At 73.0% G+C, this 24,985-nt stretch carries 22 protein-coding genes and 1 pseudogene; 8 read left to right on the top strand and 15 right to left on the bottom strand.

All coding sequences use genetic code 11. The features are described from left to right. Positions 1 to 38: 38 nt before the first annotated feature. Entirely contained in the window at positions 39 to 551 is a 513-nt protein-coding gene (gene msrA, locus IE94_RS0102540; RefSeq protein ID WP_030145688.1) for a peptide-methionine (S)-S-oxide reductase MsrA, read from the bottom strand. Between the two features lie 240 nt (positions 552 to 791). Here msrA and IE94_RS0102535 point away from each other — a divergent pair, with 240 nt between their 5' ends. From IE94_RS0102535 to IE94_RS0102520, 4 genes are all read left to right on the top strand, one after another. After that, positions 792 to 1,145 carry a DUF6247 family protein gene (locus IE94_RS0102535; protein ID WP_030145687.1) on the top strand — a complete coding sequence of 118 codons (354 nt, stop codon included), beginning with the start codon at positions 792 to 794 and terminating at the stop codon, positions 1,143 to 1,145. Further along, positions 1,142 to 1,414: a hypothetical protein gene (locus tag IE94_RS0102530; RefSeq protein ID WP_030145686.1), complete on the top strand. Its 273-nt coding sequence runs from the start codon at positions 1,142 to 1,144 to the stop codon at positions 1,412 to 1,414. Before IE94_RS0102535 ends, IE94_RS0102530 begins: the two co-directional genes overlap by 4 nt. 78 nt (positions 1,415 to 1,492) lie before the next feature. Continuing rightward, a complete protein-coding gene (locus tag IE94_RS0102525; protein ID WP_051777235.1) occupies positions 1,493 to 2,149 on the top strand; it encodes a DUF4291 domain-containing protein in 657 nt (218 codons plus the stop codon). 80 nt (positions 2,150 to 2,229) lie between these two features. Further along, entirely contained in the window at positions 2,230 to 2,775 is a 546-nt protein-coding gene (locus IE94_RS0102520) for a hypothetical protein (RefSeq protein ID WP_030145684.1), read from the top strand. Between the two features lie 33 nt (positions 2,776 to 2,808). On the opposite strand, the gene IE94_RS0102515 is transcribed toward IE94_RS0102520, so the two are convergent. After that, positions 2,809 to 3,405, bottom strand: coding sequence for a TetR/AcrR family transcriptional regulator (locus IE94_RS0102515; protein WP_030145683.1), 597 nt, complete (start codon positions 3,403 to 3,405; stop codon positions 2,809 to 2,811). A 328-nt stretch (positions 3,406 to 3,733) separates the two neighbouring features. Here IE94_RS0102515 and IE94_RS0102510 point away from each other — a divergent pair, with 328 nt between their 5' ends. Further along, positions 3,734 to 4,768 carry an aldo/keto reductase gene (locus IE94_RS0102510; RefSeq protein ID WP_030145682.1) on the top strand — a complete coding sequence of 345 codons (1,035 nt, stop codon included), beginning with the start codon at positions 3,734 to 3,736 and terminating at the stop codon, positions 4,766 to 4,768. A gap of 3 nt (positions 4,769 to 4,771) precedes the next feature. On the opposite strand, the gene narI is transcribed toward IE94_RS0102510, so the two are convergent. Genes narI through IE94_RS0102490 form a run of 4 tightly spaced genes read right to left on the bottom strand, consistent with a single transcriptional unit; the run spans position 4,772 to position 11,530 of the window. After that, positions 4,772 to 5,485 (bottom strand): respiratory nitrate reductase subunit gamma, encoded by a 714-nt coding sequence (gene narI / locus IE94_RS0102505; protein ID WP_030145681.1) that lies wholly within the window; start codon positions 5,483 to 5,485, stop codon positions 4,772 to 4,774. Continuing rightward, the gene (gene narJ / locus IE94_RS0102500; protein ID WP_030145680.1) at positions 5,482 to 6,156 is read right to left on the bottom strand and encodes a nitrate reductase molybdenum cofactor assembly chaperone; all 675 of its coding nucleotides are present in this window, start codon (positions 6,154 to 6,156) and stop codon (positions 5,482 to 5,484) included. The genes narI and narJ overlap by 4 nt, the downstream gene beginning before the upstream one ends. Beyond that, the gene (narH, locus tag IE94_RS0102495; RefSeq protein ID WP_030145679.1) at positions 6,153 to 7,790 is read right to left on the bottom strand and encodes a nitrate reductase subunit beta; all 1,638 of its coding nucleotides are present in this window, start codon (positions 7,788 to 7,790) and stop codon (positions 6,153 to 6,155) included. Before narH ends, narJ begins: the two co-directional genes overlap by 4 nt. Further along, positions 7,790 to 11,530 carry a nitrate reductase subunit alpha gene (locus IE94_RS0102490; RefSeq protein ID WP_051777169.1) on the bottom strand — a complete coding sequence of 1,247 codons (3,741 nt, stop codon included), beginning with the start codon at positions 11,528 to 11,530 and terminating at the stop codon, positions 7,790 to 7,792. Before IE94_RS0102490 ends, narH begins: the two co-directional genes overlap by 1 nt. A 363-nt stretch (positions 11,531 to 11,893) precedes the next feature. On the opposite strand from IE94_RS0102490, the pseudogene IE94_RS0102485 reads away from it, so the two are divergent. Continuing rightward, a pseudogene (locus IE94_RS0102485) lies at positions 11,894 to 12,445 on the top strand (MmyB family transcriptional regulator); the annotation flags it as partial. 323 nt (positions 12,446 to 12,768) lie between these two features. On the opposite strand, the gene IE94_RS0102480 reads toward IE94_RS0102485, so the two are convergent. The 4 genes from IE94_RS0102480 to IE94_RS40245 all read right to left on the bottom strand — a co-directional run bounded on the left by IE94_RS0102480 (position 12,769) and on the right by IE94_RS40245 (position 16,959). Then, positions 12,769 to 13,452 carry an ABC transporter ATP-binding protein gene (locus tag IE94_RS0102480; protein ID WP_030145676.1) on the bottom strand — a complete coding sequence of 228 codons (684 nt, stop codon included), beginning with the start codon at positions 13,450 to 13,452 and terminating at the stop codon, positions 12,769 to 12,771. 44 nt (positions 13,453 to 13,496) lie between these two features. Next, complete coding sequence (locus IE94_RS0102475) at positions 13,497 to 14,975, bottom strand: ABC transporter permease (RefSeq protein WP_030145675.1); 1,479 nt, start codon at positions 14,973 to 14,975, stop codon at positions 13,497 to 13,499. A 149-nt stretch (positions 14,976 to 15,124) separates the two neighbouring features. Next, complete coding sequence (locus tag IE94_RS0102470) at positions 15,125 to 16,372, bottom strand: L,D-transpeptidase (protein ID WP_030145674.1); 1,248 nt, start codon at positions 16,370 to 16,372, stop codon at positions 15,125 to 15,127. A gap of 233 nt (positions 16,373 to 16,605) precedes the next feature. Beyond that, on the bottom strand, positions 16,606 to 16,959 hold the full coding sequence (locus tag IE94_RS40245) for a hypothetical protein (protein WP_030145673.1): 354 nt from the start codon (positions 16,957 to 16,959) through the stop codon (positions 16,606 to 16,608). A 109-nt stretch (positions 16,960 to 17,068) separates the two neighbouring features. On the opposite strand from IE94_RS40245, the gene IE94_RS40240 reads away from it, so the two are divergent. Then, a complete protein-coding gene (locus IE94_RS40240; RefSeq protein ID WP_030145672.1) occupies positions 17,069 to 17,398 on the top strand; it encodes a hypothetical protein in 330 nt (109 codons plus the stop codon). A 136-nt stretch (positions 17,399 to 17,534) separates the two neighbouring features. On the opposite strand, the gene hutH is transcribed toward IE94_RS40240, so the two are convergent. The 3 genes from hutH to IE94_RS0102445 all read right to left on the bottom strand — a co-directional run bounded on the left by hutH (position 17,535) and on the right by IE94_RS0102445 (position 21,771). Beyond that, positions 17,535 to 19,073, bottom strand: a complete 1,539-nt coding sequence (gene hutH, locus IE94_RS0102455; protein ID WP_030145671.1) for a histidine ammonia-lyase — start codon at positions 19,071 to 19,073, stop codon at positions 17,535 to 17,537. Positions 19,074 to 19,205: 132 nt separating this feature from the next. Continuing rightward, positions 19,206 to 20,354, bottom strand: a complete 1,149-nt coding sequence (locus IE94_RS0102450; RefSeq protein ID WP_030145670.1) for a GGDEF domain-containing protein — start codon at positions 20,352 to 20,354, stop codon at positions 19,206 to 19,208. A gap of 616 nt (positions 20,355 to 20,970) precedes the next feature. Beyond that, complete coding sequence (locus tag IE94_RS0102445; RefSeq protein WP_030145669.1) at positions 20,971 to 21,771, bottom strand: enoyl-CoA hydratase/isomerase family protein; 801 nt, start codon at positions 21,769 to 21,771, stop codon at positions 20,971 to 20,973. 257 nt (positions 21,772 to 22,028) lie between these two features. Here IE94_RS0102445 and IE94_RS0102440 point away from each other — a divergent pair, with 257 nt between their 5' ends. After that, positions 22,029 to 22,679, top strand: coding sequence for a hypothetical protein (locus IE94_RS0102440; protein WP_245235152.1), 651 nt, complete (start codon positions 22,029 to 22,031; stop codon positions 22,677 to 22,679). 118 nt (positions 22,680 to 22,797) lie between these two features. Here the strand turns inward: IE94_RS0102440 and IE94_RS0102435 are convergent, their stop codons facing one another. Beyond that, on the bottom strand, positions 22,798 to 23,940 hold the full coding sequence (locus tag IE94_RS0102435; RefSeq protein WP_030145667.1) for an adenylate/guanylate cyclase domain-containing protein: 1,143 nt from the start codon (positions 23,938 to 23,940) through the stop codon (positions 22,798 to 22,800). Between the two features lie 115 nt (positions 23,941 to 24,055). Continuing rightward, positions 24,056 to 24,934 carry a biotin--[acetyl-CoA-carboxylase] ligase gene (locus tag IE94_RS0102430; RefSeq protein ID WP_030145666.1) on the bottom strand — a complete coding sequence of 293 codons (879 nt, stop codon included), beginning with the start codon at positions 24,932 to 24,934 and terminating at the stop codon, positions 24,056 to 24,058. Positions 24,935 to 24,985: the final 51 nt, after the last annotated feature.

The raw sequence follows: 24,985 nt of genomic DNA, 5'->3' as shown, positions 1-24,985 counted from the left end.
ACCCGGCCGGACCGCTTCCCGCTTCTCTTCGCCCGGCCTCAGCCCTCGGTGCGGGCGGGCAGCCGCCATCCCGGACGCGGGAAGTGGCAGGTGTACCCGTCCGGGTAGCGCTGGAGGTAGTCCTGGTGCTCCGGCTCGGCCTCCCAGAAGGGGCCGACCGGCTCCACCTCGGTGACGACCTTGCCGGGCCACAGTCCGGAGGCGTCCACGTCCGCGATCGTGTCCTCGGCGATCCGCTTCTGCTCGTCGTCCACGTAGTAGATCGCCGAGCGGTAGCTGACACCGATGTCGTTGCCCTGGCGGTTCTTGGTGCTCGGGTCGTGGATCTGGAAGAAGAACTCCAGGATCGCGCGGTAGTCGGTCACCTCGGGGTCGAAGAGGATCTCGATGGCCTCCGCGTGCGTGCCGTGGTTGCGGTACGTCGCGTTCGGCACGTCACCCCCGGTGTACCCGACCCGGGTCGCGGTCACGCCCGGGAGCCGGCGGACCAGCTCCTCCATCCCCCAGAAGCATCCGCCCGCCAGCACGGCCCTCTGTGTCTGCGCAGCCATCGCGGCCCTCCATAAAGTGTCTCGGCTCGGTCACTCGGGCACGCGGCCCATCCGACCGGCCTCCCATACCCACCTCCTGCAACGCACGGGGCACCCCCAACCATTCCACGCCCGATCGCCCGACCCGGCTACCGCCCTGGACGGACGCGTCGGCGCTGCCTCACCCGTTCGAGCGGTACGGCGGCGCTTGCGCCGGATAGCCTGATGCGTGGGATCAGAATCGCGCCCATGGGAGTACCGATGACCACCTCCACCGCCGGGCAACCGCTCATCCCCCAGCCCCCCGCGACTGTGGCCGCTCTGCGTCAGGCCGTCAGGCAGATCACGCCAGCGGCGCTGCCCGCGTTCACGCGGGAGTTGGACCAGGCGGCGGACCAGTCCCGGCAGGGTTCGGACCTGGCGCCGCTGCAGCGGTTCGTCGCTCAGTGGGCGGCCTACGTCTACATCCAGCGCCAGCCGGACCTGGCCGCAGATCTGCACGACTGGGAGGAGCGCGCCGCAGCGGGAGACGCCGCCCAGGTGCGAGAGGCCGCCTCGGAGATCGGCCGCATCCTCGATCGGGCACACGCCGCCGTCGGACTCAACCGCCGGTGAGCAGGGAGTGGCGATGGGAGTACGACCCCGACCACGACCATGTGGCCGGCGGCGTCCCGGCCCACGTCGTGGCGGAAGTGGAACGTCTGACCGGTCAACTCGTCGACCTGGCCAGTACGGGCGTCGACATCAGCGACCTCGGTAACGGGCCTCGTCCGGGCGGCCTACGACGGATGGACGCAGCCGGCGGATGGTTCTACTTCCTGGTGGCGCCGCGCGAGCCGCTGATCGTCGTCGTCCGCATCATCCCGCCGTTCGAAGCGCTGTAGCCGTCTGTGCCGCTGTCGCCGCCGTCCATGCCGAAAACCGGTGGCCCGATGCGGAACCCCCGGCCCAAGCTGTGGGCCATGCGACAGCCACAGCACGAGGTCCGGGCGGTCCACACGGCGTCCACCGTCACCGTCTACCAGGCGTACGCCCCGGAGATCGGCCTCCCCGCCGCGCGCGAGGGACGCTTTCCCACCGCCTGGAAGCGGGACAGGATGACGTGGATCAAGCCGTCGTTCCTGTGGATGATGTACCGCTGCGGATGGGCCGCCAAGGAGGGCCAGGAGACCGTCCTGGCGGTCGAGATCAGCCGCGAGGGCTTCGAGTGGGCCCTGCGCCACGCGTGCCTGTCGAGCTACCGGCCCGGCGTGCACCCCGACCGGGCCACCTGGCAGCGCGAGTTGAAGCGCTCACCCACCCGCGTCCAGTGGGACCCCGAACGCGACCTGCGGCTGCGGCCCCTGCCGTACCGCTCCCTCCAACTCGGCCTCTCCGGCGAGGCCGCCCGACGTTATGCCGACGAGTGGACGGTCGGGATCCGTGACGTCACCCCTCTGGCGCACGAGATCCACGGCTTCGTACGCGCAGGCGACCTCGGCTCGGCACGGGACCTGCTGCCCCGGGAGCAGCCGTACCCCGCCGCGGAGGAGCTGCTGGGCACCGTACGACCGCCGGATGCGCCGCCGTCGCGTGGACCTGCTGTCCGGCCACCGGTCCGGACGGTGCCGGAGCGGTGATGTTCCGGGCGAGGGAGAGGGAGTCGGCTTCCGCCGTGCGGTCGAAGCACGAGCCGAAGCTGTCGGCGTATCAGGTGGCGATGCGCGACCGGCTGCTGGCGGCGCCCGTGGTGCCCGCCCCCGCGCCCTGGCGGTCCGTCGGGGTCGTCCCGGTCGGCGGGCTGCTCGGCATCGGTTTCGTGTCGCATCCCGACAGCGGCCGTGACCTGGTCATGGTCGTCTCGCACGACGGCCACGGGCTCTTCGACACCGTCACCGGGGAGAGGATCGCCAGGAACCGGGACCCCGACCCCGACGGCAGCACACCCGATCAAGCAGCCGACCTGTCCTGCCCGGGCCTCGGCCCCGTCGAAGGCGACCGGGTGCGGATCGCGGGGCTCTTCGGCGGAGGACTGCACAGCGGCACTCGGGACAGGTGGGAGCTGAATGTCGTCACCCCGGCCTGGCCGAACGAACGCGTCCTGCTGTCCCGCGACGGCGGGCTCCCCCACGCCGGTCCGCACGGAGAGCGGTGGTGGCACCTCTTCCACTGCGACTGCTCCACGTTCCGAGCGGCGGGCTTCTCGCCCTCCGGGCGCACCATCGCCGTGGCGACGAGCAGCGACCTGTCGCTGTGGACGCGCTGAGCGGACGAACGCCACCCGGTACGCCCGCCGGGGTCAGCCCCCCGCCCGCAACCCCGCGACCAGCACCCCCGCCAGTTGTCGGGGGTCGTAGCGCGGGTCGGGGGTCTCCGCGCCGATGCAGAGGTTGCCGACGCCGCGCATGAGGGCGATCGCCGGGACGTCGGTGTGGATCTCGCCGGAGGCGGTCGCGGCGGCGAGGAGGTCGGTGCACACGGGGACGAGGCGGTCGAGGAAGTAGGCGTGGAGGGCCTCGAAGCCGGTGTCGTCGGACTGGAGGACCGCGGCGAGGCCGTGCTTGGTGACCAGGAAGTCGACGAACCGGTCGATCCAGGACGCGAGGGCGGCGTACGGGGTGGGGCTGCTCGCCAGCAGGGCGGGGCCGGCCTCGGCGCAGGCCTCCACCTGGTGTCGGTAGACGCCGATGATGAGGTCCGCCCGGGTCGGGAAGTGGCGGTAGATCGTGGCCGTTCCGACGCCGGCCTCGGCCGCGATGTCGCGCACGGGGGCCTCCACGCCCGACCTGACGAACACCGCGGCCGCGGCGTCGAGCAGGGTCTTCTCGTTGCGCCGGGCGTCCGCGCGCTTGGGCCGGGAGGCCGTCCGCCCCGTCGCCGCTTCGCCGTCCTTCACCGTTTCCGTTCCCTTCGCCGTTCCTGGTGCCGTTCCCGGTGCCGTTCCTGGTGCCGTTCCTGGTGCCGTTCCCGGTGCCGTTCTGGTGCCGTTCCCCTGGACCGGCCCCAGGGTGCCGCCCAAGTGTGCCGTCCCCCAAGCCGTTCCGGCCGTGGTCGCCGCCGCGCCGGCACCCGCCGCGATTGATAAACGGGACAGCGTTCCGTATCGTGGGGCAAGTAAACGGGACGGTGTTCCGCTTGGCCTCTCCCATGATGCCAGAGCGTCGAGCCCGCCACCAAGTCATGCCTCGACCCCTACGCAAGCCGCCCCCAGTGAAGGAACCGTCATGCAGTACCGCACCTTGGGCCGCACCGGTGTGCAGGTCAGCTCGCTCGCGCTCGGCGCCATGAACTTCGGCAGCATCGGGCGCACCACCCAGGACGAGGCCACCGCCATCGTCGACGCCGCCCTGGAGGCGGGGATCAACCTGATCGACACCGCCGACATGTACGGCCACGGTGAGTCGGAGGAGATGGTCGGCAAGGCGATCGCCGGGCGCCGCGACGACATCGTGCTGGCCACGAAGGCGTACATGCCGATGAGCGACGAGCCCAACCACCAGGGCGCCTCCCGCCGCTGGCTGGTCACGGAGCTGGACAACAGCCTGCGCCGGCTCGGCGTCGACCACGTGGATCTCTACCAGATCCACCGGTGGGACCCGAACACGAGTGACGAGGAGACCCTGTCCGCGCTCACCGATCTGCGGCGCGCCGGGAAGATCCGGTACTTCGGCTCCTCCACCTACCCCGCCTACCGCATCGTCGAGGCCCAGTGGGCCGCCCACGAGCACCGGCTCGGCCGGTACGCCACCGAGCAGCCCAGCTACTCCCTCCTCCAGCGCGGGATCGAGAGCCACGTGCTGCCCGTGACCGAGCGGTACGGGCTCGGCGTGCTGGTGTGGAGCCCGCTGGCCTCGGGATGGCTGTCGGGGGCGGTGCGCGCGGGGCGGGAGGTCGGCACACACCGGTCCGCGGTCCTTCCCGAGCGCTTCGACACCGCGCTGCCCGCCAACCGCGCCCGGCTCGACGCCGTCGAGAAGCTGGCCGCGGTCGCCGACGAGGCCGGGCTCACCCTGATCCAGCTCGCGCTCGGTTTCGTCACCGCGCATCCGGGCGTCACCGCCGCGCTCGTCGGGCCGCGCACCCTGGACCACCTGCGCTCCCAGCTGGCCGCCGCCGACACCGTGCTCTCCGCCGACGTACTGGACGCGATCGACGCCGTCGTCCCGCCCGGCACCGATCTGGCCGCGCACGAGAAGTTCGACACCACGCCCGCGCTGCTCGACCCGGCGCTGCGCCGCCGGCGGACGGTGCGCCGCTGAGCGTCAGCGGACCGGCCGGCCCGCCCGCACCTCGCCGCGCCCCCGGTGCCGGTAGACGACGTACGGCCGGACCAGGTAGCCCAGCGGCACCGTGAAGGCGTGGACCAGGCGGGTGAAGGGCCACAGGGCGAACAGGGCCATGGCGAGCAGCGCGTGCAGGCGGTACACCAGCGGCGCCCCGGCCATGGCGGTCACGTCCGGGTCCAGGGCGAACAGGCTGCGGAACCAGACGGAGACCCCGAGCCGGTAGTCGTACGCGGACCCGGCCGTCGCGCCGGATGCGGTGGCCGTCAGTCCGGCGAGGACGACCGTGGCCAGCACCGGGTAGACCACTCGGTCGCTGCGGCTGGTCGCCGCTCTGATCGCGGGGGTGCGCACGCGGCGGTACAGCAGGAGGGCGAGGCCCGCGAGCGTGGCCAGGCCCGCCGTGCCGCCCGCGATCAGGGCGTTGGCGTGGTAGACGCGCTCGCCGACGTGGAGGCGGTCGGTCAGCGACTCGGGGACCAGGAGCCCGGCCACGTGACCGGCGATCACGAAGAGCAGGCCGTAGTGGAAGAGCGGGCCCGCCACCCGCAGCAGCCGGCTCTCGTGCAGCTGGCTGGAGCGGGTGGTGAAGCCGAAGCGGTCGTAGTGGTAGCGCCAGGCGGTGCCCGCCACCAGCACCACCAGCGTCAGGTACGGCAGGACACCCCACAGGGCGGTGTGCAGGTGCTTCACCGGCGGGCTCCTTCGTCGTGCGGCCGAGGCCGCGACCGGGCGGGGAGGGGTTCTGGGACGTCCAGGCCCACCGCCTCGGCCGGCGGGCCGGTACGGGTCAGGCGCAGGGCCTCCTCGCGGCTGGCCGGCGCCTGGCCCGGCAGGCACCGGCAGACGGCCTGGAGGAGGGCGGCGTAGGGGCTGCGGTGGGCTTCGAGGGCGTAGCGCAGGACCTCGATCGCCGCACGGTGCTCGGCGAGCAGCGCGGTGCCCGCCTCGGGGGTGCGGGCGGCGAACTCCAGCATCAGCGGCAGGAAGTCGGGCAGTTCGTCGTCCGGCGGCAGCCAGCCGTGGGCGCGGTACACGGACTTGATACGGGCCAGTGCGGCGCCACGGCGGCGGGTGTCGCCGTCGGTGTAGTAGGTGAGGTAGAGGCAGCGGCGGCGGCTGCGGTCGAAGGTGGCGACGTAGCGGGCGGCGACGGCGAGGGGGTCCTCCCGCTCCGCCCGGTCGCAGAAGGAGAGCAGGAGCGGGATCTCGGGTCCGGGGAGCGCGGCGACCGTCTCGCGGACGGTGCGCGGGCGGCGGGGCCAGTCCCGGTCCGGGTAGCCGAGGAGCAGGGCGGCGGCCTGGAAGACGACCGGGGCGTTGGTGGTGGCACGACCACGGCTGTGGCCACGGCTGCGGGTCACAGCTCGGGCTCCGTCCGCACGGTGCCGCGGGCCCGCGGGAAGAGGCCGTCGGGGCGTCCCTTCCCGTTCCAGTTCAGGAGGTTGACCCGGCCGCGCAGGGACGTGGAGGTGCCGGCGGCGTCCGCGGCGGGGGGCGCGTGGAAGGAGTCCGGGTCGAAGCCTCCGCCCTCGGGCATCATCCCGGGCCCGCCCACGCCGTCCAGGCTGCAGCCCGCCCCGGTGCCGCCGGGGTCGGGGACGGATCCGGTGTAGGCGGTCGGGATGACGTACCGCTCCTCGTACTTGGCGAGGGCGAGCAGCCGGTACAGCTCCAGGATGCCGGGCTCGTCGAGACCGACCGCCCCGGCGATCCGCGGGTCCTGCTCCTCGCCGAGGTTGACGCGCCGCATGTGGGAGCGCATCGCGGCCAGCCGGCACAGGGCGGCCTCGACGGGTCCGGGGTCGCCCGCGGTGAAGAGTTCGGCGAGGTAGCCGAGGGGGATGCGCAGCGTGTCGATCGCGCCGAACAGCGCGGCCGGGTCCTCCCCGTCGTGGCCGCTGCCGGTGAGGGCGTCGACGACCGGGGAGAGGGGCGGGACGTACCAGACCATCGGCATGGTGCGGTACTCCGGGTGCAGCGGGAGCGCGACGCGGTAGCGGGTGATGAGGGCGCCCACCGGGGAGCGGCGCGCGGCCTCGACCCAGTCGTGCGGGATGCCGGACGCCTGGGCCGCGCGGGCCACCTCGGGGTCCTCGGGGTCGAGGAAGCAGCCGAGCTGGGCCTCGTAGAGGTCCTTCTCGTCGGTGACGGAGGCGGCGGCGCCGACCTTGTCGGGGTCGTAGAGCATGACGCCGAGGTAGCGCAGCCGGCCGACGCAGGTCTCGGAGCAGACGGTCGGGTCGCCGGCCTCGATGCGCGGGTAGCAGAAGGTGCACTTCTCGGCCTTGCCGATGGCGTGGTTGAAGTAGACCTTCTTGTACGGGCAGCCGCTGACGCACATCCGCCAGCCCCGGCAGCGGTCCTGGTCGACCAGGACGATGCCGTCCTCGACGCGCTTGTACAGGGCGCCGGAGGGGCAGACGGCGACGCAGGAGGGGTTGAGGCAGTGCTCGCAGATGCGGGGCAGGTAGAACATGAACGCCCGCTCGTAGTCGAGGCGGACCCGCTCGCTCATGCGGGCGAGCAGCGGGTCGGCGGCGAGCTGCTCGGGGCCGCCGCCGAGGTCGTCGTCCCAGTTGGGCCCCCAGGTGATGGCGGTGGGGTGGCCGTCGATCGCCGAGCGGGGCGGGGCGGTGGGGACGTCGTCGCCGAGGGGGGCGGTGGTGAGGTTCTCGTAGTCGTAGGTCCAGGGCTGGTAGTAGTCGTCGAGGGTGGGGAGTTCGGGGTTGGCGAAGAGGCGGGCGAGGCGGCGGGCCCGGCCGCCGCTGCGCGGGACCAGGCGCCCGCCCTTGAGGCGCCAGCCGCCCTTCCACTTCTCCTGGTCCTCGTGGCCGCGGGGGTAGCCCTGGCCCGGGCGGGTCTCGACGTTGTTGAACCAGGCGTACTCGGTGCCGGTGCGGTTGGTCCAGGTCTGTTTGCAGGTGACCGAGCAGGTGTGGCAGCCGATGCACTTGTCGAGGTTCATGACCATCGCCACCTGTGCCATGACGCGCATCAGTAGGTGACCTCCTGGGAGCGGCGCCGGATCGTGGTGACGGCGTCGCGCTGGTTGCCGGTCGGGCCGTAGTAGTTGGGGGCGAAGGAGAGCTGGCCGTAGCCGCCGATGAGGTGGGTGGGCTTGACGAGCAGCTTGGTGAGGGAGTTGTGGACGCCGCCGCGGCGGCCGTTCGCCTCCGACTTGGGGACGTTCACCAGGCGTTCCTGGACGTGGTACATCAGCACCGTGCCGTCCGGGACGCGGTGGGAGACGATCGCGCGGGCGACCACGACGCCGTGCGCGTTGACGGCCTCGACCCAGTCGTTGTCGGCGGCGCCGATCGCGTCGGCGTCGGCGGGGCTCATCCAGATGACGGGGCCGCCGCGGGCCAGGGTCTGCATCAGCAGGTTCTCCTGGTACTCGCTGTGGATGGACCACTTGGCGTGCGGGGTGAGGTAGCGGACGGTCACCGCGCGGCCGTCGCCGGGCGGGGTCGGGGCGTCGCCCAGCTCGGCGAGGTCGAGCGGGGGCCGGTAGACGGGGAGTTGCTCGCCCAGCTCGGCCATCCAGTCGTGGTCGACGTAGAAGTGCTGGCGGCCGGTGAGGGTGTGCCAGGGCTTGTGGTGCTCGGTGTTGACGGTGAAGGGCGAGTAGCGCCGGTCGGGTGCCTCCTTGCCGGACCACTCGAAGCTCGCGCCGACCTGTACGGGCCGTTCCTGGGTGTCGGAGAAGACCACGCGCCGCTCCCCCACCGACGCGGCCAGCTCCGCGAGCCCGGTGCCGGGGCCGACGCGGTCGGCGAGGCGGTCGAAGCCCTCGGCGGCGAGGCGGCCGTTGGTGGTGCCGGACAGGGCGAGGATCGCCTCGCAGAACTTGACGTCGGTGTCGAGCAGGGGGCGTCCGCGGGACGGCCCGGCGGGCGCGGTGCCGCAGCGGGCGGCGAGCCAGCGGGCCTCCTCGTGCGGGTTGACGGTGACGCCCTTGACGGTCATGCCGTGTTCCTCGGCCAGCGGCCCGAAGGCGGCGAGCCGGTCGGCGACGGCCGTGTAGTCCCGTTCCACCAGGCAGACCCGAGGGGCGTTGCGGCCCGGCTCGATGGGGGTGCGGCCGTCCCGCCAGTCGGTGACCCGGCCGCCGGGCTGGGCCCTCTCGTCGGGGGTGTCGTGCTGGAGGGCGGTGGCGACCAGGTCGTGGGCCGTGTCGAGGCGGCCGGCGGCGAGTTCGCCGAAGCGGCGGGCGAGGGAGTGGAAGATCTCGAAGTCGGTGCGGGCCTGCCACGGCGGGTTGATCGCGGGACTGAAGGCGTGCACGAAGGGGTGCATGTCCGTGGAGGACAGGTCGTGCTTCTCGTACCAGGTGGCGGCGGGCAGCACGAGGTCGGAGAAGAGCGTCGTGGAGGTCATCCGGAAGTCGAGGCTCAGCAGCAGGTCGAGCTTGCCCTCGGGGGCGTCCTCGCGCCAGGCCACGGAGCGCGGCCGGTGCTCGGGCGGCGCCTCGTCGGCGGTGGCGCCGTCCCGGGCGCCGAGCAGGTGGCGCAGGAAGTACTCGTTGCCCTTGGCGGAGGAGCCGATCAGGTTGGCCCGCCACACGGTCAGCACGCGCGGCCAGTTGCGGGGCGCGTCGGGGTCCTCGCAGGCGAAGTCGACGGCCCCCGAGCCCAGTTGCTCCGCGATCCAGTCGCCCGGCTCCTGCCCGCTCTCCCGGGCGCGGCGGCCGAGGTCGAGCGGGTTGGCGTCGAAGGTCGGGTACGACGGCATCCAGCCGAGCCGGGCCGACTGGGCCACCAGGTCGGCGGTGTGGAGCCCGGCGAGGGTGCCGGGCGCGGTGGGCGGGGCGAGGGCGTCGGCGGCGTGGGACTCGTACCGCCACTGGCCGGTGTGCAGGTACCAGTACGGAGTGCCCGCCATCTGCCGGGAGGGCCTCACCCAGTCGGCGGCCGTGGACAGCTGCTGCCAGCCGGTGTACGGGCGGACCTTCTCCTGGCCGACGTAGTGCGCCCAGCCGCCGCCGTTGACGCCCTGGCAGCCGGTGAGGATGAGCAGGGAGAGGAAGGAGCGGTAGATGGTGTCGGAGTGGAACCAGTGGTTGGTACCGGCGCCCATGACGATCATGCAGCGGCCGCGGGTCTGCTCGGCGGTGCGCGCGAACTCCCGGGCGGTGCGGACCGCCGCGTCGGCCGGGACGGAGGTGATGCGCTCCTGCCAGGCGGGGGTGCAGGGCTCGTCGGCGTCGTCGTAGCCGGTGGGCCAGTGGCCGTCGAGTCCGGGCCGGGCCACGGCGTACTGGGCGAGGAGGAGGTCGTAGACGGTGGTGACGAGTCGGCCGCCGATCTCCCGGGCCGGTACGCCGCGCACGACGGTGGCCCCCGGTTCGTCGAAGCGGGGCAGCACCACCTCGACCCCGTTGTCCCGCCGGCCGTCGGTGTGGCCGTGCAGGGTGAGGAGCGGGTCGACCCCGCCGAGGTCGAGGTTCCAGCGCCCCTCGCCGCCCTTGCCCCACCGGTCGCCGAGGGTGCCGTTCGGGACGACGACGTCGTCGGTGTCGGCGTCGATCAGCACCGGCATCCAGGCCCGCGCCCCCGGGTCGGCGTGCCGGCCGAGCCCGAGGTCGGCGGCGGTGACGAACTTGCCGGGCGTCCGGCGGCCCTCCGCGTGCTCGTCGAGGGCGACCAGGAAGGGCAGGTCGGTGAAGCGCTTCACGTAGTCGGTGAAGTACGGCACCTGGCGGCGCACGAAGAACTCGGTGAGCAGCACGTGCCCCATGGCCATCGCGAGCGCCCCGTCGGTGCCGGGGTGCGGGTGCAGCCACTCGTCGGCGAACTTGGTGGCGTCCGCGTAGTCCGGCGAGACGACGACGACCTTCTGGCCGCGGTAGCGGGCCTCCGCCATCCAGTGGGCGTCCGGGGTGCGGGTGACGGGGACGTTGGAGCCCCACAGCATCAGGTGGGCGGCGTCCCACCAGTCCCCCGACTCCGGGACGTCGGTCTGGTCGCCGAAGACCTGCGGGGAGGCGATGGGCAGGTCGGCGTACCAGTCGTAGAAGGAGATCATCGGGGCGCCGATGAGGGAGTGGTAGCGGGCGCCGACCGCGTGCGAGGCCATGGACATGGCGGGGATCGGGGAGAACCCGGCGACCCGGTCGGGCCCGTACTCGGCGATGGTGTGCACCTGGGCGGCGGCGGCGATCTCCAGTGCCTCGTCCCAGTCGACCCGGACGAAGCCCCCGTGACCGCGGGCCGACTGGTAGCGCCGGCGCTTGTCGGGGTCACCGGTCAGCTCGGCCCAGGCGGCCACGGGGTCGCCGCCGTGCCGCCGCTTGGCCTCTCGGTACATCTCGACGAGGACACCGCGGGCCATCGGGTGGCGTACGCGGGTCGGCGAGTACGTGTACCAGGAAAAGGAGGCGCCGCGGGGGCAGCCGCGCGGCTCGTACTCGGGACGGTCGGGGCCGACGCTCGGATAATCCGTCTGCTGGGTCTCCCAGGTGATCAGCCCGTCCTTGACGTACACCTTCCACGAGCAGGAGCCCGTGCAATTGACGCCGTGGGTGGAGCGCACGACTTTGTCATGCGCCCACCGCTCTCGATAGGGACGGTCGTTGACTTTCTGGTCCGTGCGGTACACGGCCCTCAGATCGAGGGTGGTCGGCGACTTCCGCAGCAGCTGACCTGCCCTCAGAAGCCGGTCGGCGGCGTCGGCCGCGGCCTTCGCCCTGCTTCGCACCACGCTGCCATCTCCTTGCGAACGCGACGGGGCCATGCCCGCCGGAATGCGGCGGGCACGCTGTGTGCCGCATTCAGCATCGCGCCGTAATCCGATGCAGAAACGGTATTTCTGTGGCCTTTGCGGAGGAGGGGGAGAAGGTTTTCATTGGCTTTGCAATAGTTGTCATGCGCATATTCTTCACCTGCGCCGACTTTCGGCCAGAAATGCCAAAACGCCTCACACGGCCGCCCTCTCCGCCAGGAATTCCGCCCACGTCACCTTGCCGACCAGCGCGTCTTCCAGGGTGAGGTTCTCGCCAGAACGGTACGCGCGACCCGCTTTCCCGGGAATGCGCACCGGCAGTTTCGGGCGCCGGCGACCGCCGCGCAGCGCCGACGGGCCGGTGCCCCGCGGGGCAGGCAGCCGGTGCGGGTGGCGCTGCTCCAGCTGCTGGAGTCGATCGAGGCGGTGCCGGCGTACGTCTCGGGCCGCCGCTCGGAGATCCTCGCCTGGAACCGGATGGCCGCCGCCCTCTTCGGCGACTGGGGCAAGCTCCCGGCGGCGGAGCGGAACTGGGCGCGGCTGGTCTTCCTGAACCCGGACTACCGCGAGCTGTTCGTCGACTGGGAGCAGAAGGCCTACGACATGGTCAGCTTCCTGCGCATGGACGCGGGCCGGCACCCCGACGACCCGCGGCTGTCCGCGCTGGTGGGCGAACTGTCGGTGAAGAGCGAGGAGTTCCGGCGGCTGTGGGCCACGCACGACGTCAAGGAGAAGAGCTACGGCGTCAAGCGGATGCGGCACCCGCTGGTCGGTGACCTGACCCTGTCCTTCGAGACGTTCCGCCTGGTCGACGACGACGAGCAGGCCTTCGTCACGTACCACGCCGACCCCGGCTCCCCGTCGGCGGACGCGCTGCGGCTCCTGGCGAGCTGGGGGACGGACGCGGCGGCTTCGGTGCCGACCTGACGGGCCCGCGTTCGGACGGCCGGCGCCGGTATCCCCGTCAGGACTGGTCCGTCGCCGGTCGATCGCGGGGCGGGCCCGGCCCGCGGCAGCCCGGCCGGGCCGGCGCCGCGTCGCCGCGTTCGGGGTCGGCCCGGCCGCGACGGCCTCGATCGTGATCCGGTCGTGTCGAACCCGGCGGGCAGCTCACCGTTGTCCCCCGCCGCGGCCGTCAGCCGGGCGCCGGGCGGCAGCGGTCCTTCCGGGTGGCTCCCTGGCCGCCCACGGCGCGCGCAGCCGCCGCCGAACCCCCGGCGGCCCGGTCCCGGCCGCCGGTGGCGTGGGGGTCAGGCCGACGCGTTCTCCTTCACGGTGATGCGGCCCTTGCGGATGGTCGCCACGCGGGGGGCCTTCTTCGCGATCGCCGAGTCGTGGGTGACCATCACGAAGGTGAGGCCCAGCTCCTTCCACATGCGGTCGAGCACGTCCATGATCTCGTCGCGGGTCGACTCGTCGAGGTTTCCGGTGGGCTCGTCGGCGAGCAGCACCTTCGGCTGCTTGACCAGGGCGCGGGCGATGGCCACGCGCTGCTGCTGGCCGCCGGACATCTCGCCGGGGAGGTGACCGCGGCGTTCGCCGAGCCCGACGGAGGCCAGGGCCTCGGCGGCCTTCTCGCGCCGGTCCTTCGCCCGGACACCGAGCGGGACCAGGGCGGTCTCGACGTTCTCCTGGGCGGTCAGGGTCGGGATCAGGTTGAAGGACTGGAAGACGAAGCCGATGCTCTCGCTGCGCACCCGGGTCAGCCTGGCCTCGGGCAGGGTGGCGAGGTCGGTGCCGTCGAGGACGATCTCGCCGGAGCTGGGGCGGTCGAGGGCGCCGAGCATCTGGAGCAGGGTGGACTTGCCGCCGCCGGTGGGGCCCTGGATGACGAGCCGGTCGCCGTCGGCGATGGTCAGGTCGACGCCGTCGAGGGCGTGCACGGTGGCCTTGCCGCGGGTGTAGCGCTTGGTGACGCCGCTGAGTTCGTACATGGTGCGACTCCTGGGGAAGCGAACGATGGGGTGCGGGGCGGCGGTTACTCGACGCGGCGCAGGGCGTCCGCCGGGCGCAGCCGCGAGGCGCGCCAGCCGCCGAAGCCGCCGGCGACGAGCCCGCCGGCCACGGCGAGGGCGACCGCGAGGACGATGGTGGTGAGGCTGACGGGGGCGGTCAGCGCGATGTCCAGGGTCCTGGCGGCGGTCTGCCGGCCAGGGCCGCCCATGCCGCCGAAGCCGCCGGGCCCGCCCGCACCCCGGCCACCGCCCGTGCCGCCGCCCAGTTGGGCCTGCAACGTCGGACTGACGGCGGTGACGACCCAGGCGCCCGCGAGCCCCAGCGCGATGCCGAGGGCGCCGCCGACCAGGCCGTTGACGACGGCCTCGCCGATCACCTGCCGGGTCACCCGGCCCGAGCGCCAGCCGAGCGCCTTGAGCGTGCCGAACTCGCGCACCCGGCGGGAGACGGCGGAGGAGGTGAGCAGACCGGCGACCAGGAAGGCGGCCACGAGGACGACGATCGACAGCCACTTGCCGACGCTGGTGGCGAGCGAGGAGGCGGTGGACAGGGAGCCGGAGACGGTGTCGGCGAGGTCGGCGGAGGTGGTGACCGTCGTACCCGGGACGTTCTTCTGGACCGCGGACTTGACGCCGTCGATCCGCTGCGAGTCGGTCGCCCTGACGTAGATCGTGGTGACCTTGTCCTTCGCGTCGCCCAGCGTCTGGGCCTGCTTCAGCGGCACGTAGAGGTCGGCCGCCGCGTCACCGCTGTCGGCCGTGGCGATGCCGACGATCTCGAACTTCGTGTCCTTGACGGTGACCGTGCTGCCGGTCTTGAGCTTCTTCTCCTTGGCGTACGCCGCGTCGGCGACGGCGACCTTGGCGTCGGTCTCCGACTCCTTGAAGGTGCGTCCGCCGGTGATGGTGGACGTGGTCAGCGGGCCGAGGGCGGGCTCGGCGACGTCGGTGCCGTAGACGGAGTAGCTGTTGACGTCGAAGTCGGCGCCGCCGCCCTGGACCCGGCCCTGCGGGGACTGGCCGCCGCCCGGACCGCCGCCCCGGCCCTGGCCCGCGCCGCCGCCGGAGGCGTCCTGCTGGAACTGGCCGCGCGAGAACTCGCCGCTGACCTTGACGACCTGGAGGCTCAGACCGCCCACCGCGTCGGCGACACCGCTCTGTCCGGCGACCTTGCCGACGGTGGAACTCGCCAGCGTCTGGAAGCCCTGCACCATGACGCGGTCGGTGCTCTGCTCCTTCTCGGAGCCGTCGTCCTGCGCGTCGAAGCGGAAGCGCGGCCATTCGGCGGTGGTGCCGGAGGATGCCTCCGCGGCCTTGGTGACCGTCATGTCCGTGCCCAGCCCGTACAGGGACTGAAGGACCTTGTCCTGGGCGCGGCCCATGCCGGCGGAGACGGAGTCGACGACGATGACCAGCGCGATGCCCAGCGCCAGGCCGGAGGCGACGACGAGGGCCGCCTTTCTGCGGCGGCGCAGCTCGCGCCTCAGGTAGGTGAAGAACATGGCCGCAAGCTAGGGACGGCCCGTGATGAAGGGTTAAGGCCCGCGTAAGAGGAGGATGAGAAGCCGGGAGCGGCGCGGGCGCCCGCCGCTCCCGTGCGGGGAGTGGCGGGCGCCCGTGCGAAGTGTTCTCGGTCTGCGGGGAGTCGGCGTCAGACCGCCGAACCCGCCTTCCACTGGGCCCAGTCCATGTTCCAGCCGTTGAGGCCGTTGTCCGGGGAGACGGTCTTGTCGCCGGTGTTCTGGACGACGACCACGTCACCGATGATCGAGTGGCTGTAGAACCAGGCGCCCGGCGTGTTCGGGTCGTTGGCGCCCTTGGCGTCGGAAAGGCCCACGCAGCCGTGGCTGGTGTTGGTGTGGCCGAAGACGTCGCCGCCCCAGTAGGAGCCGTGGATGAAGGTGCCGGAGCTGGTCAGGCGCATGGCGTGGGGCACGTCCTTGATGTCGTACTCGCCCTTGCCGTCGTCGTCGGTGAAGCCGACGGTCGCGCCGTTCATCCGGGTCTCCTTGAACTTCTCGGAGATCACCATCTGGCCCTCGTAGGTCTTGTTCTCCGGGGAACCGGCGGAGATCGGGATGGTCTTGATGGTCTTGCCGTCCTGCGTGACCTTCATCTGCTTGGTGTTCGCGTCGACGTAGGAGACCTGGTTGCGACCGATCTTGAAGGTGACCGTCTTCTGCTGCACGCCGTAGACGCCCTGGGCGCCCTCGACCCCGTCGAGCGCCAGCTTGAGGGTGACGGTCGAGCCGGCCTGCCAGTAGTCCTGGGGGCGGCAGTCCATGCGCTGGGTGCTGAACCAGTGGCAGGCGACCTCCTGGCCGCTGCTGCTGTTGACCGTGATGCCCTTCTGGACGGCGGCCTTGTTGGTGATCTGCTTGTCGAAGTTGATCGACACGGGCATTCCGACGCCGACGGTCTGGCCGTCGTCCGGGGTGAAGGTGCCGATGAAGCTGTTCTCCGGGGAGACCGTGGTGAACGACGCGTTCTCGTGGGCGGCGCGGCCCTCGGAGTCCTGCGCGGTGGCCGTGATCTGGTACTTGGTGGCGCGCTCCAGCTGGCCTTCGGGCTTCCAGCTGGTCTTGTCGGCGGATATCTCGCCCTTGACCTCGGTGCCGTCCGAGGCGGTCATCTTCACCTCGGTGAGCGTGCCCTTGCTCACGGTGACACCGGCGGAGTTGTTGATGGAGGCGTTGTTCGAGCCGTCCTGGGGTGTGATCTTGATCTGGGCCTCGGACGTCTTCTTGGCCGCCGCCTCGTCGACCTCGGCCTGCGAGGTCTTGCCGTCCCCACCCCCGGAGGTGTCGGCGTCGCTACTGGAACATGCCGAGAGCACCAGCACACCGCCGAGCAGTGCGGACGCGGCCATCAGACCCTTGCGCCGCTTACCGTCCGTCATCACACGCTTCTCCATCGTTGCCGATTCCCGAAACCCCGAGATACCCCGTCAATAACTTTCAACGCTACGACCGGTTCGTCCCGTTCCACATCGCTCACGGGTGTGGGGCATGCCACGTTTGGTGCCGGAGGCCGGAGGTGGTTTGCGGGGAGGTGTCGGTCAGTGCGCACCGTGAGACGAGGAAACCCCGGGCGGCGGTTGCCGCCCGGGGCCGGGAATTTCCCCACACCGCGTCAGCCGACCGTCATTTCCTCGTCTTCAGGGTCGTTCTCGCCGCCATCATCCTCGTCGAGGTCCCACTCGGGCGAGTCGGGGTCGTAGTCGATCTGCTCACTGCTCCAGGAGGCCTGCCGCAGCTCGACCCCGGGCACCACGCTGACCAGGTCGAACGGGTCCACCAGATGCGCCAGGGCCTCGGCGGTGTCCTCCGTCACAGCGCGCTCGGAGTCGGTCCGTTCCGCGTCGGAGAGCTCGGTGTCGTCGGCGAGGGCCTGCAGCGCGGCCCCGGTGACGGCCTCCTCGTCGCCGACCTCGAGAACCAGCTCGACGCGAATCCGTACAAACCGTGATGTCTCAGGAGTACTCATGCCCGGAGCGTAAGGCCGACCGCTCCCGTGACTTTCCTGTGACCCGCGCCTTTCACTAACATCTGCCCACACGGCCAATTCGCCAGCGCCACAAGGGGATCGATATTCCGTGTCATCCGCTCGCCGTTCCTTGCTGACCGCCGCCTCCGCGGGCGGCCTGCTGTGTGCCCTGTGGTTCGTCCCGTCGGCGAACGCGACACCCGACACAGCGGTGCTCGAGTCCGCGGCCGCGGCCCCGTCCCCGCAGGTCACGGCCCAGGCGAGAGCCGCCTCCGCGGACACGTCCGCGGACACCGCGGCGACCGGCGAGGGCACGACCCGACTGGCCGACACCGGCAGCTTCGACAGCACGCCGTACGTCGTCGGCGGCGCCCTCTGCCTCGGCCTCGGCGCCGGCTTCGTGGGCTACTCGGTGCGCCGGGAACGCCTCGGCTCTTGAGAGAGCTTGACGTTCTTCTGGCCCTCTCGACCCTCCGGCCCGCCCCGATCACCGGGAGCGCCCCAAAGGAGGCAGCACGAAGGGGCCCCGGCGTCGTCCCGCCGGAGCCCCTCGCACCCGTCGCCCGCGGCGTCCGCTAGCGCAGCGGCCCCGTGACCGTCTCCGCCGCCGCGACCAGGTGCCCGGCGCGCACGAAGGCGTCCGCCGCGGCGAGGTCGGGCGCCAGGTGGCGGTCGGGCCCCGGCCCCTCCACGCCGGCCGCCCGTACGGCGTCGATGACGGCCCGCGACGCGGGCGCCGGGGTCAGCCCCTCGCGGAGCTGGATCGCGCGCGTGGCGGCGTACAGCTCGACGGCGATCACGCGGGCCAGGTTGTCGACGGCGGTGCGCAGCTTGCGCGCCGCCGACCAGCCCATCGACACGTGGTCCTCCTGCATCGCGGAGGACGGGATGGAGTCCGCCGAGGCCGGTACGGCGAGCCGCTTCAGCTCGCCGACCAGGGCGGCCTGCGTGTACTGGGCGATCATCAGGCCGGAGTCGACGCCCGCGTCGTCGGCGAGGAACGGCGGCAGGCCGTGGCTGCGGTTCTTGTCCAGGAGCCGGTCGGTGCGCCGCTCGGCGATGGAGCCGAGGTCGGCGACGGCCACGGCGAGGAAGTCCAGGACGTAGGCGACCGGGGCGCCGTGGAAGTTGCCGTTGGACTCCACCCGCCCGTCGGGCAGGACGACCGGGTTGTCCACGGCGGCGGCCAGCTCGCGCTCGGCGACGAGGCCGGCGTGGGCCATCGTGTCGCGTCCGGCGCCCGCGACCTGCGGGGCGCAGCGCACCGAGTAGGCGTCCTGGACCCGGGGGGCGTCGTCCTGGTGGTGCCCGGTCAGACCGGAGCCCTTGAGCACGGCGGCCATGTTGGCGGCGCTGGCCGCCTGTCCCGGGTGCGGGCGGATGGCGTGCAGCTCGGGGGCGAGCACCTTGTCGGTGCCGAGCAGGGCCTCCATGGTCAGGGCGGCGGTGATGTCGGCCGACTTGTAGAGGGTGTCGAGGTCGGCGAGGGCCATCACCAGCATGCCGAGCATGCCGTCGGTGCCGTTGAGAAGGGCGAGGCCCTCCTTCTCGCGCAGCTCGACCGGGGTGATCCCGTGTTCGGCGAGCAGCTCGCCGGCCGGCCGTACGGTGCCGTCGGGGCCCTCCGCGTCACCCTCGCCCATGAGGGTCAGCGCGCAGTGCGACAGCGGGGCGAGGTCGCCGGAGCAGCCGAGGGAGCCGTACTCGTGCACGACGGGGGTGATCCCCGCGTTCAGCACGTCGGCCATGGTCTGCGCGACCTCGTGGCGCACCCCGGTGTGTCCGGAGCAGACGGTCTTCAGCCGCAGGAACATCAGCGCGCGGACCACCTCGCGCTCGACGCGCGGTCCCATCCCGGCGGCGTGCGAGCGGACGATGTTGCGCTGCAACTGGGCCCGCAGCTCGGGGCTGATGTGCCGGGTCGCCAGGGCGCCGAAGCCGGTGCTCACGCCGTAGACGGGGTCCGGCTTGGCGGCCAGCGCGTCCACGATGCCGCGGGCCGCGGCCAGGGCGGCGACCGCGTCCTCGGAGAGTTCGATCCGGGCGCCGCCGCGCGCCACGGCGAGGACGTCGGACGCGGTGACCCCGGACGTCCCCACCACCACAGTGTGCATATCCATATTCAGGAGCGTACGCAGTGAATTCGATGATGTCACGAGGGGGTGCGTCACAGATGCACCGGGACTTCGCCCCTTACTGCCTGCCGCCTCTCACTGCCTGCGCCCCTCACCGACTCCGGCCCGGCGTCACGGCGAGTGCCGCCCGCGGAACCTCCTGCGCTCCCCGTCCTCCTCCCGGGAGGGCTCGTCCGCGAGCCGCACGACGGGGTCGTCGGGCCCCTCGCGCCCGGCGACGACCGGCCCGGCCGCGCGCCCGGCCTTGGCGCGGTACTGGGCGGCGTCGGCGAGCCGGAACAGCCGGCGGGCGGAACGGACGGGCCCGACCGGGTCCTCCGTGGACGCGACCCCGCAGGCCACGCCGTCCCCCAGCTCCAGCTCGCCCGCCCGGCGGCACAGCTCCTCGGCCGCCTTGACCACCGCGTCGGCGGGCGGCCCGACCGCGAGCAGACAGAACTCGTCCCCGCCGAGCCGTGCCGCGAGCGCCCCCGGCAGCATCGCCCCGCACAGCGACAGCACCGACCCGAACCGCTCCAGGAGGCGGTCCCCGACTGCGTGGCCGTGCGTGTCGTTCACCCGCTTGAGGCCGTTCAGATCGCAGACGACGAGGCTGACGACGACGCCCTCCTCGCGGTGCCGCTCGACGGCCTCGTCCAGCGCGGAGTCCACGGCACGGCGGTTGGCCAGCCCGGTGAGCGCGTCGGTGTACGCGAGCCGCCTGACCTCCTCCAGCCGCTCGCTCTGCGCGATCCCGGCGGCGACGACGGAGGCCAGCACGGTGGCGAAGTCGGCGTCGGCCCGCTCGAAGACCCGCTCCCCCATCGGCCGGGCCACGTACAGCTCGCCCCAGGCCCGCCCGTGCAGCACGATCGGCGCGACCACGCAGCAGCCGCGACCCCGGCGGCGCAGGGCGGCGACGCGCTGGTGGACGTATCCGGGACGCCCGGCGGCGGGCCCGGCGGCCGTCTCGACCCAGGCGTCGGGCTCCCCGCCGCCCGCCCAGCGCTCGTGCAGGAACTCGGTGATCTCCGCGAACTGGTGCACCGGGTAGGACTCGTCCTCCGGGAACTCCTCCTCGTCCTCGGCCCGCCGTCCGACGTTCACGAGCACCCGGAGCCGCCCCAGCTCCCGCTCCCACACCGACAGCGCGGCGAAGCTGCCGCCCAGCGCCACACACCCACCGACGGCCGCCGCCCGCCACGCCTCACGCGCACTCTGCGCGGCGGCCATCCCCTGCGCAAGCGCCACCACGGCCGCGAGCCGCCTGTCGTCACCCATCACTCCAGGCTAGGGAGATTCAAGAAGAAACGTTACTCAAACGGGGCGAACCGGGCGATTGTCTGGGAAGACGGGTGCTCCCGGCACGGATGGGGAGCCCCGTACGGGGGCGGGCTCCCCGCACCGGGCGGGCTCCGACGCGAGGCGGGCTCCAGGCTCGGGGCGGGAAGGTGGCCGGCGGGCTCCCGACGCGAAGCGCGAAGGCGCGAAGCGGGCCCCCGCGCGGGGGAGACAGACCCTGACGCGAGCGGCCCCGGCACGGAGCAGCCCTCCAGAGCGAGGCGGCACGCGGCACGGGCGAGACCCCCGACGCGAGACGCGAAGGCGACGCGAGACGCGAAGGCGGCAAGCCGACCCCTGCACGAGGCAGACCCTGCCGTCAGGCGAACCCCGCCACAAGACGGACCCCGGCACAGGCCAAGCCCCCGCCGCAGGTCGGGAAGACGGCCGGCGACAGGCAACAGGCGAAGCCTCAGCGACAGGCGAGAGACGACAGGCCCCCGATCACCGACCATCGGCAACCGGCAACCGGCAACCGACCCTCGACCACCGGCAACCGGCAACCGGCAACCGACAACTGGCAACCGACCACCGACCACCGACGATCGGCGACGCCTCACTCACCCGGCCAGCGCGGCGCCCGCTTCTCGTTGAACGCGGCCACGCCCTCCGCGCGGTCGCCCGAGAACGCCACCGACCGCCATGCCGCGTCCTCGACCTCGAGCCCCGCCCGCAGGTCGAGCCCGTGTCCGAGGCGCAGCGCACGCTTGGCCGCGCGCAGCCCCACGGGCGAGTTCGCGGCCATCCGGGAGGCCAGCTCCAGCGCGTCCTGCCGGTCCTTCCCCTCCTCGACCAGCTGGTCCACCAGCCCCAGCTCACGCGCCTCCTCGGCCGCCACCCGCCGGGCCGTGAACACCAGCTCGGCCGCGCGCGCCGCCCCCACCCGGCGCGGCAGCAACTGGGTACCGCCGCCGCCCGGAATCACTCCGACGGACACCTCCGGCAGCCCCACCACGGCCGTACGGTCGGCCACGATCACGTCGCACGACAGCGCCAGCTCGAACCCGCCGCCCAGCGCGAACCCGTGCACGGCCGCGACCGTCGGCTGCGGCAGCTCCAGCACCGCGGTGTACGCCCCGCGCGTCACCGGCCGCTGCCGCAACAGGTCGGCGTCGGAGAAGGAGTTGCGTTCCTTCAGGTCCGCCCCGACGCAGAACGCCCGCTCGTGCGTCGAGGTCAGCACCACCACCCGCACGTCCCGGTCCTCGGCCAGCGTCGCGCAGGCCGCGCTCAGGGACCGGGCCATCGCGGTCGAGACGGCGTTCATGGCCTTCGGCCGGTCGAGCGCGAGCTCCGCGACATGCCCGTCCGCGTGCCGCCGCACCAGGACGAACTCTCCGAACCGCTCCTCGCTCATGACACCCTCCGGTTAACGCGTGTTAACAAGTCGACCGACCGATCATCGCAGGCGGACCCGCGCGAGGGAAGGCCGGACCGGCCCGCTCCGCACACCGTCCCCGCCCACCCGTTCGAGTGACATGCGGGCGACCGCCGTACCCCGGCCCACGGCAGACCGTAGCCTCGCTCCGCCACGGCGCAGCGGGGGCGCGTGCGCACCGGGGAGGGTTCATGACGACGACCGGCACACCGACAGAGCCAAGAGAGCCGACAGAGGTGACAGAGCCGACGGAACCGCGGATCGCGTGGTGCCGCCGCGGTCGGCACCGCCGTCCCCGTCCCCGCAAGGTGCTGCTGGCCGCCGGCGGCCTCGCCCTGGCGGCGGGCGCCCTGAGCGTCGTACGCCTGCTGCCCGAGCCCGGCGGCGACCCGGGCGGCTTCGGCGCCGAGGCAGTGCCGCGCGTGGAGAGCGGCGCCCGGGGCACGGCCTCGGGAGGGTCGACGGAACCCGCCGCCGCGACCACCGCCGCCGGACCCTCCGGAGCGGGCCCTTCGGCGACGTCCGCCATGGGCGGCCTGAGCGGCTCCCCCGGCCCGGCCCTCATACCCGGCCCCGCGCCCGCCCCGTCCGCGAGCGGCCTCGCCATCCCAGTGCCCAGCGCCACGAGCGGGCCGGGCGGCCGGGAGACCCCCGACGGCCGTGGTCCGGGGGAAAGGGCGGAGGGGGACGGAGGGAAGCAGCCGGAGGACACCGACGGCCGGACCCCGCTCCCGGGAACACCGCAACCCTCGCGGTCCGACCGCCCCGAGCCCACCCCGCCACCGGACCACGGCACGCCACCGACATCCGCACCGGAGCCGGAACCCGACGACCCGGGCCTGTGCCTGCCGGTCATCGGCCTCTGCGTGGACCTGCTCCGCGACTGACGAACGACGAACGACGACTGGCGACCGGCGCCCGGCGCCCCACGACCGACAACTCACGACCGACGGACCGACGGACCGACGGACCGACGGCCTGCGACATACGGCCCGCCGCCCCGCCCTACGACTCGCCGCCGCCGTCCCTGCGCGTGAGCAGCCAGGGCTCGACCACGCCGAGGCCGCGCACCGGGCGTTGCCACATCGGCTGGAGCGCGAAGCGGTACACCGGCGGTTCCTCGCCCTCCTTCTCCGCGGCGGCGGCCTCCTCGGCCGCGGCTGCCTCCGAGGCGGGCGCGTCCCGGGTGCGGATCAGCTCCTCCGCGAAGGCGGTGTCGACGAGGACCGCGTCCTTGGGGGCTATCGAGGTGAGCCGGGAGGCCAGGTTGACGGTCGTGCCGAAGACGTCGCCCATCCGGGTGGTGACCGTGCCGAAGGCGATGCCGACGCGCAGTTCCGGCATGGTCTCGTCGTGGGCCATCGTCTCGATGAGCCGCAGGGCGATCTCGGCGGCCGTACCGGCGTCGTCGGCGGCGTAGAGCACCTCGTCGCCGAGGGTCTTGACCAGCCGTCCGCCGCGCGCGGCCACCAGGTCGGCGGAGGTGGTCTCGAAGGCCTCGACCAGCTCGCCCAGCTCCTCCTCCTCCATCCGCCGGGTCAGCCGCGTGAACCCGACCAGGTCCGCGAAGCCGACCGCGAGCCGCCGGTCCACCATCTCCTCGTCGTCCCCGGCCTGGATGACCCGGCCGGCCGAGGCGGCGAGCTGGCGCCGCCAGACGTAGACGAGGAACTCCTGGAGCTCGGGCAGGAGCAGCTCGACGATGGGGTACGTCACCTCGGTGCGCGTCATCCCGGGCTCGGGGGGCTCGGTCAGGCCCTCCAGGAAGGAGTCGATCTGCCACTCGGCCAACCGGGCGGTGGTCTGCCCCGTGGACCGGGCGACCTGGACGGCCATCGCCTCGCTGAGCAGCCCCGCCTCCACCAGACCGGCCAGGCGCCGCAGGGCGAGGACGTCGGCCTCGGTGAGCGCCTTGGCCTGGCCGATGTCGGCGAAGCCCATGGCCCGCCAGAAACGGGAGGCCAGCTCCATGGAGACGCCCGCGCTGCGGGCGGCCTGGAAGGGGGTGTAGCGGCGCTCGGCGCCCAGGATGAGCCCTTCGAGGCGCAGCGCGAGCGGGTCATCGCCGGGGTCGGCGGAGTCCGGGGCGGGCTCGGGGTCCACCCGGCCGTCCCCGTCCGCGCCGGAGCCGCTGTCGTCGACGGTCACGCCTGCTGCCTTTCCGATCTGCCGCGGTCAGGTTCGACCGGCCCCAACTTTACGTCAGGTGTGCCCCAGCTCACTCCCGTGCGGTCCGCACTCCGAGCGTGCCCCGGGGTCCGGCTCACGCCAACCGCAGGTGCACGATGTCCCCGGCGCCCACCGGCTCCTGCACGCCCGCCTCGGTCGCCAGGACCAGCCGCCCGTCGCCGTCCACGGCCACCGCCTCCCCGACGAGCGACCGGTCCCCCGGCAGCTCCGCCCGCACCATCCGCCCGAGCGTCGCGCAGCCCGCCGCGTACGTCTCCTGGAGCCCGCTGGCCGCCGGGTCGCCCCCGGCCTCCCGCCAGCGCCCGTACCAGTCCTCCAGCGACCGCAGCACCCCGCGCAGCAGCGGGTCCCGGCCGGTGTTCACGGCTCCCGCCAGCGCCAGCGACCCGGCCCGCGGGACGGGCAGTTCGTCGGCGCGGAGCGAGACGTTGATGCCGACACCGATGACGACGCCGTCGTCCCCGGCCCGCTCGGCGAGGATGCCGCCGGCCTTGCGTTCCTCGTCGCCGACGGTCACCAGCAGGTCGTTGGGCCACTTGAGGGCGGTGTCGACCCCGGCCGTGCGGGACAGCCCGGTCGCCACGGCGACGCCGGTGAGCAGCGGCAGCCAGCCCCAGCGGGTCACCGGGACCTCGGCGGGCCGCAGCAGCACGGAGAAGAAGAGCCCGGAGCGGGCCGGCGCCGTCCACTGCCGGTCCAGGCGCCCGCGCGCGGCGCTCTGCTCCTCGGCGACGAGGACGACGCCCTCCGCCAGGTCCCCCTCGGCGGCCCGCGCCACGAGGTCGGAGTTGGTGGACCCGGTGCGCTGCACGACGTCCACCTGCCGCCACAGCCCGCCGTCCCGCACCAGCCCCCGGCGCAGGGCCGTGCTGTTGAGGGGCGGCCGGTCCAGGTCGGACCAGCGGCTGGTCGGGGCGTCGTCCGGGGAGCCGGAGGAATCTCGGGGCGTCATGCAACCCACCCTAGGTGTGGGAAACACCGCACTGCCGAACGGAGGGCCCCC

Source organism: Streptomyces violaceorubidus (assembly GCF_000717995.1).
Classification (GTDB): Bacteria; Actinomycetota; Actinomycetes; order Streptomycetales; family Streptomycetaceae; genus Streptomyces; species Streptomyces violaceorubidus.
This window is presented reverse-complemented; position numbering and strand designations above follow the sequence as displayed.

What these genes read in the sequence shown, in the direction of transcription:
- IE94_RS0102535 (WP_030145687.1), top strand. Translation starts at nt 792, where the DNA reads ATGACCACCTCCACCGCCGGGCAACCGCTCATCCCCCAGCCCCCCGCG.
- IE94_RS0102475 (WP_030145675.1), bottom strand. Translation starts at nt 14,975, where the DNA reads ATGTTCTTCACCTACCTGAGGCGCGAGCTGCGCCGCCGCAGAAAGGCG.
- IE94_RS0102525 (WP_051777235.1), top strand. Translation starts at nt 1,493, where the DNA reads ATGCGACAGCCACAGCACGAGGTCCGGGCGGTCCACACGGCGTCCACC.
- IE94_RS0102430 (WP_030145666.1), bottom strand. Translation starts at nt 24,934, where the DNA reads ATGACGCCCCGAGATTCCTCCGGCTCCCCGGACGACGCCCCGACCAGC.
- IE94_RS0102510 (WP_030145682.1), top strand. Translation starts at nt 3,734, where the DNA reads ATGCAGTACCGCACCTTGGGCCGCACCGGTGTGCAGGTCAGCTCGCTC.
- IE94_RS0102490 (WP_051777169.1), bottom strand. Translation starts at nt 11,530, where the DNA reads ATGGCCCCGTCGCGTTCGCAAGGAGATGGCAGCGTGGTGCGAAGCAGG.
- IE94_RS0102445 (WP_030145669.1), bottom strand. Translation starts at nt 21,771, where the DNA reads ATGAGCGAGGAGCGGTTCGGAGAGTTCGTCCTGGTGCGGCGGCACGCG.
- IE94_RS0102480 (WP_030145676.1), bottom strand. Translation starts at nt 13,452, where the DNA reads ATGTACGAACTCAGCGGCGTCACCAAGCGCTACACCCGCGGCAAGGCC.
- IE94_RS0102520 (WP_030145684.1), top strand. Translation starts at nt 2,230, where the DNA reads ATGCGCGACCGGCTGCTGGCGGCGCCCGTGGTGCCCGCCCCCGCGCCC.
- IE94_RS0102470 (WP_030145674.1), bottom strand. Translation starts at nt 16,372, where the DNA reads ATGACGGACGGTAAGCGGCGCAAGGGTCTGATGGCCGCGTCCGCACTG.
- hutH (WP_030145671.1), bottom strand. Translation starts at nt 19,073, where the DNA reads ATGCACACTGTGGTGGTGGGGACGTCCGGGGTCACCGCGTCCGACGTC.
- narH (WP_030145679.1), bottom strand. Translation starts at nt 7,790, where the DNA reads ATGCGCGTCATGGCACAGGTGGCGATGGTCATGAACCTCGACAAGTGC.
- IE94_RS0102450 (WP_030145670.1), bottom strand. Translation starts at nt 20,354, where the DNA reads ATGGGTGACGACAGGCGGCTCGCGGCCGTGGTGGCGCTTGCGCAGGGG.
- msrA (WP_030145688.1), bottom strand. Translation starts at nt 551, where the DNA reads ATGGCTGCGCAGACACAGAGGGCCGTGCTGGCGGGCGGATGCTTCTGG.
- IE94_RS40245 (WP_030145673.1), bottom strand. Translation starts at nt 16,959, where the DNA reads ATGAGTACTCCTGAGACATCACGGTTTGTACGGATTCGCGTCGAGCTG.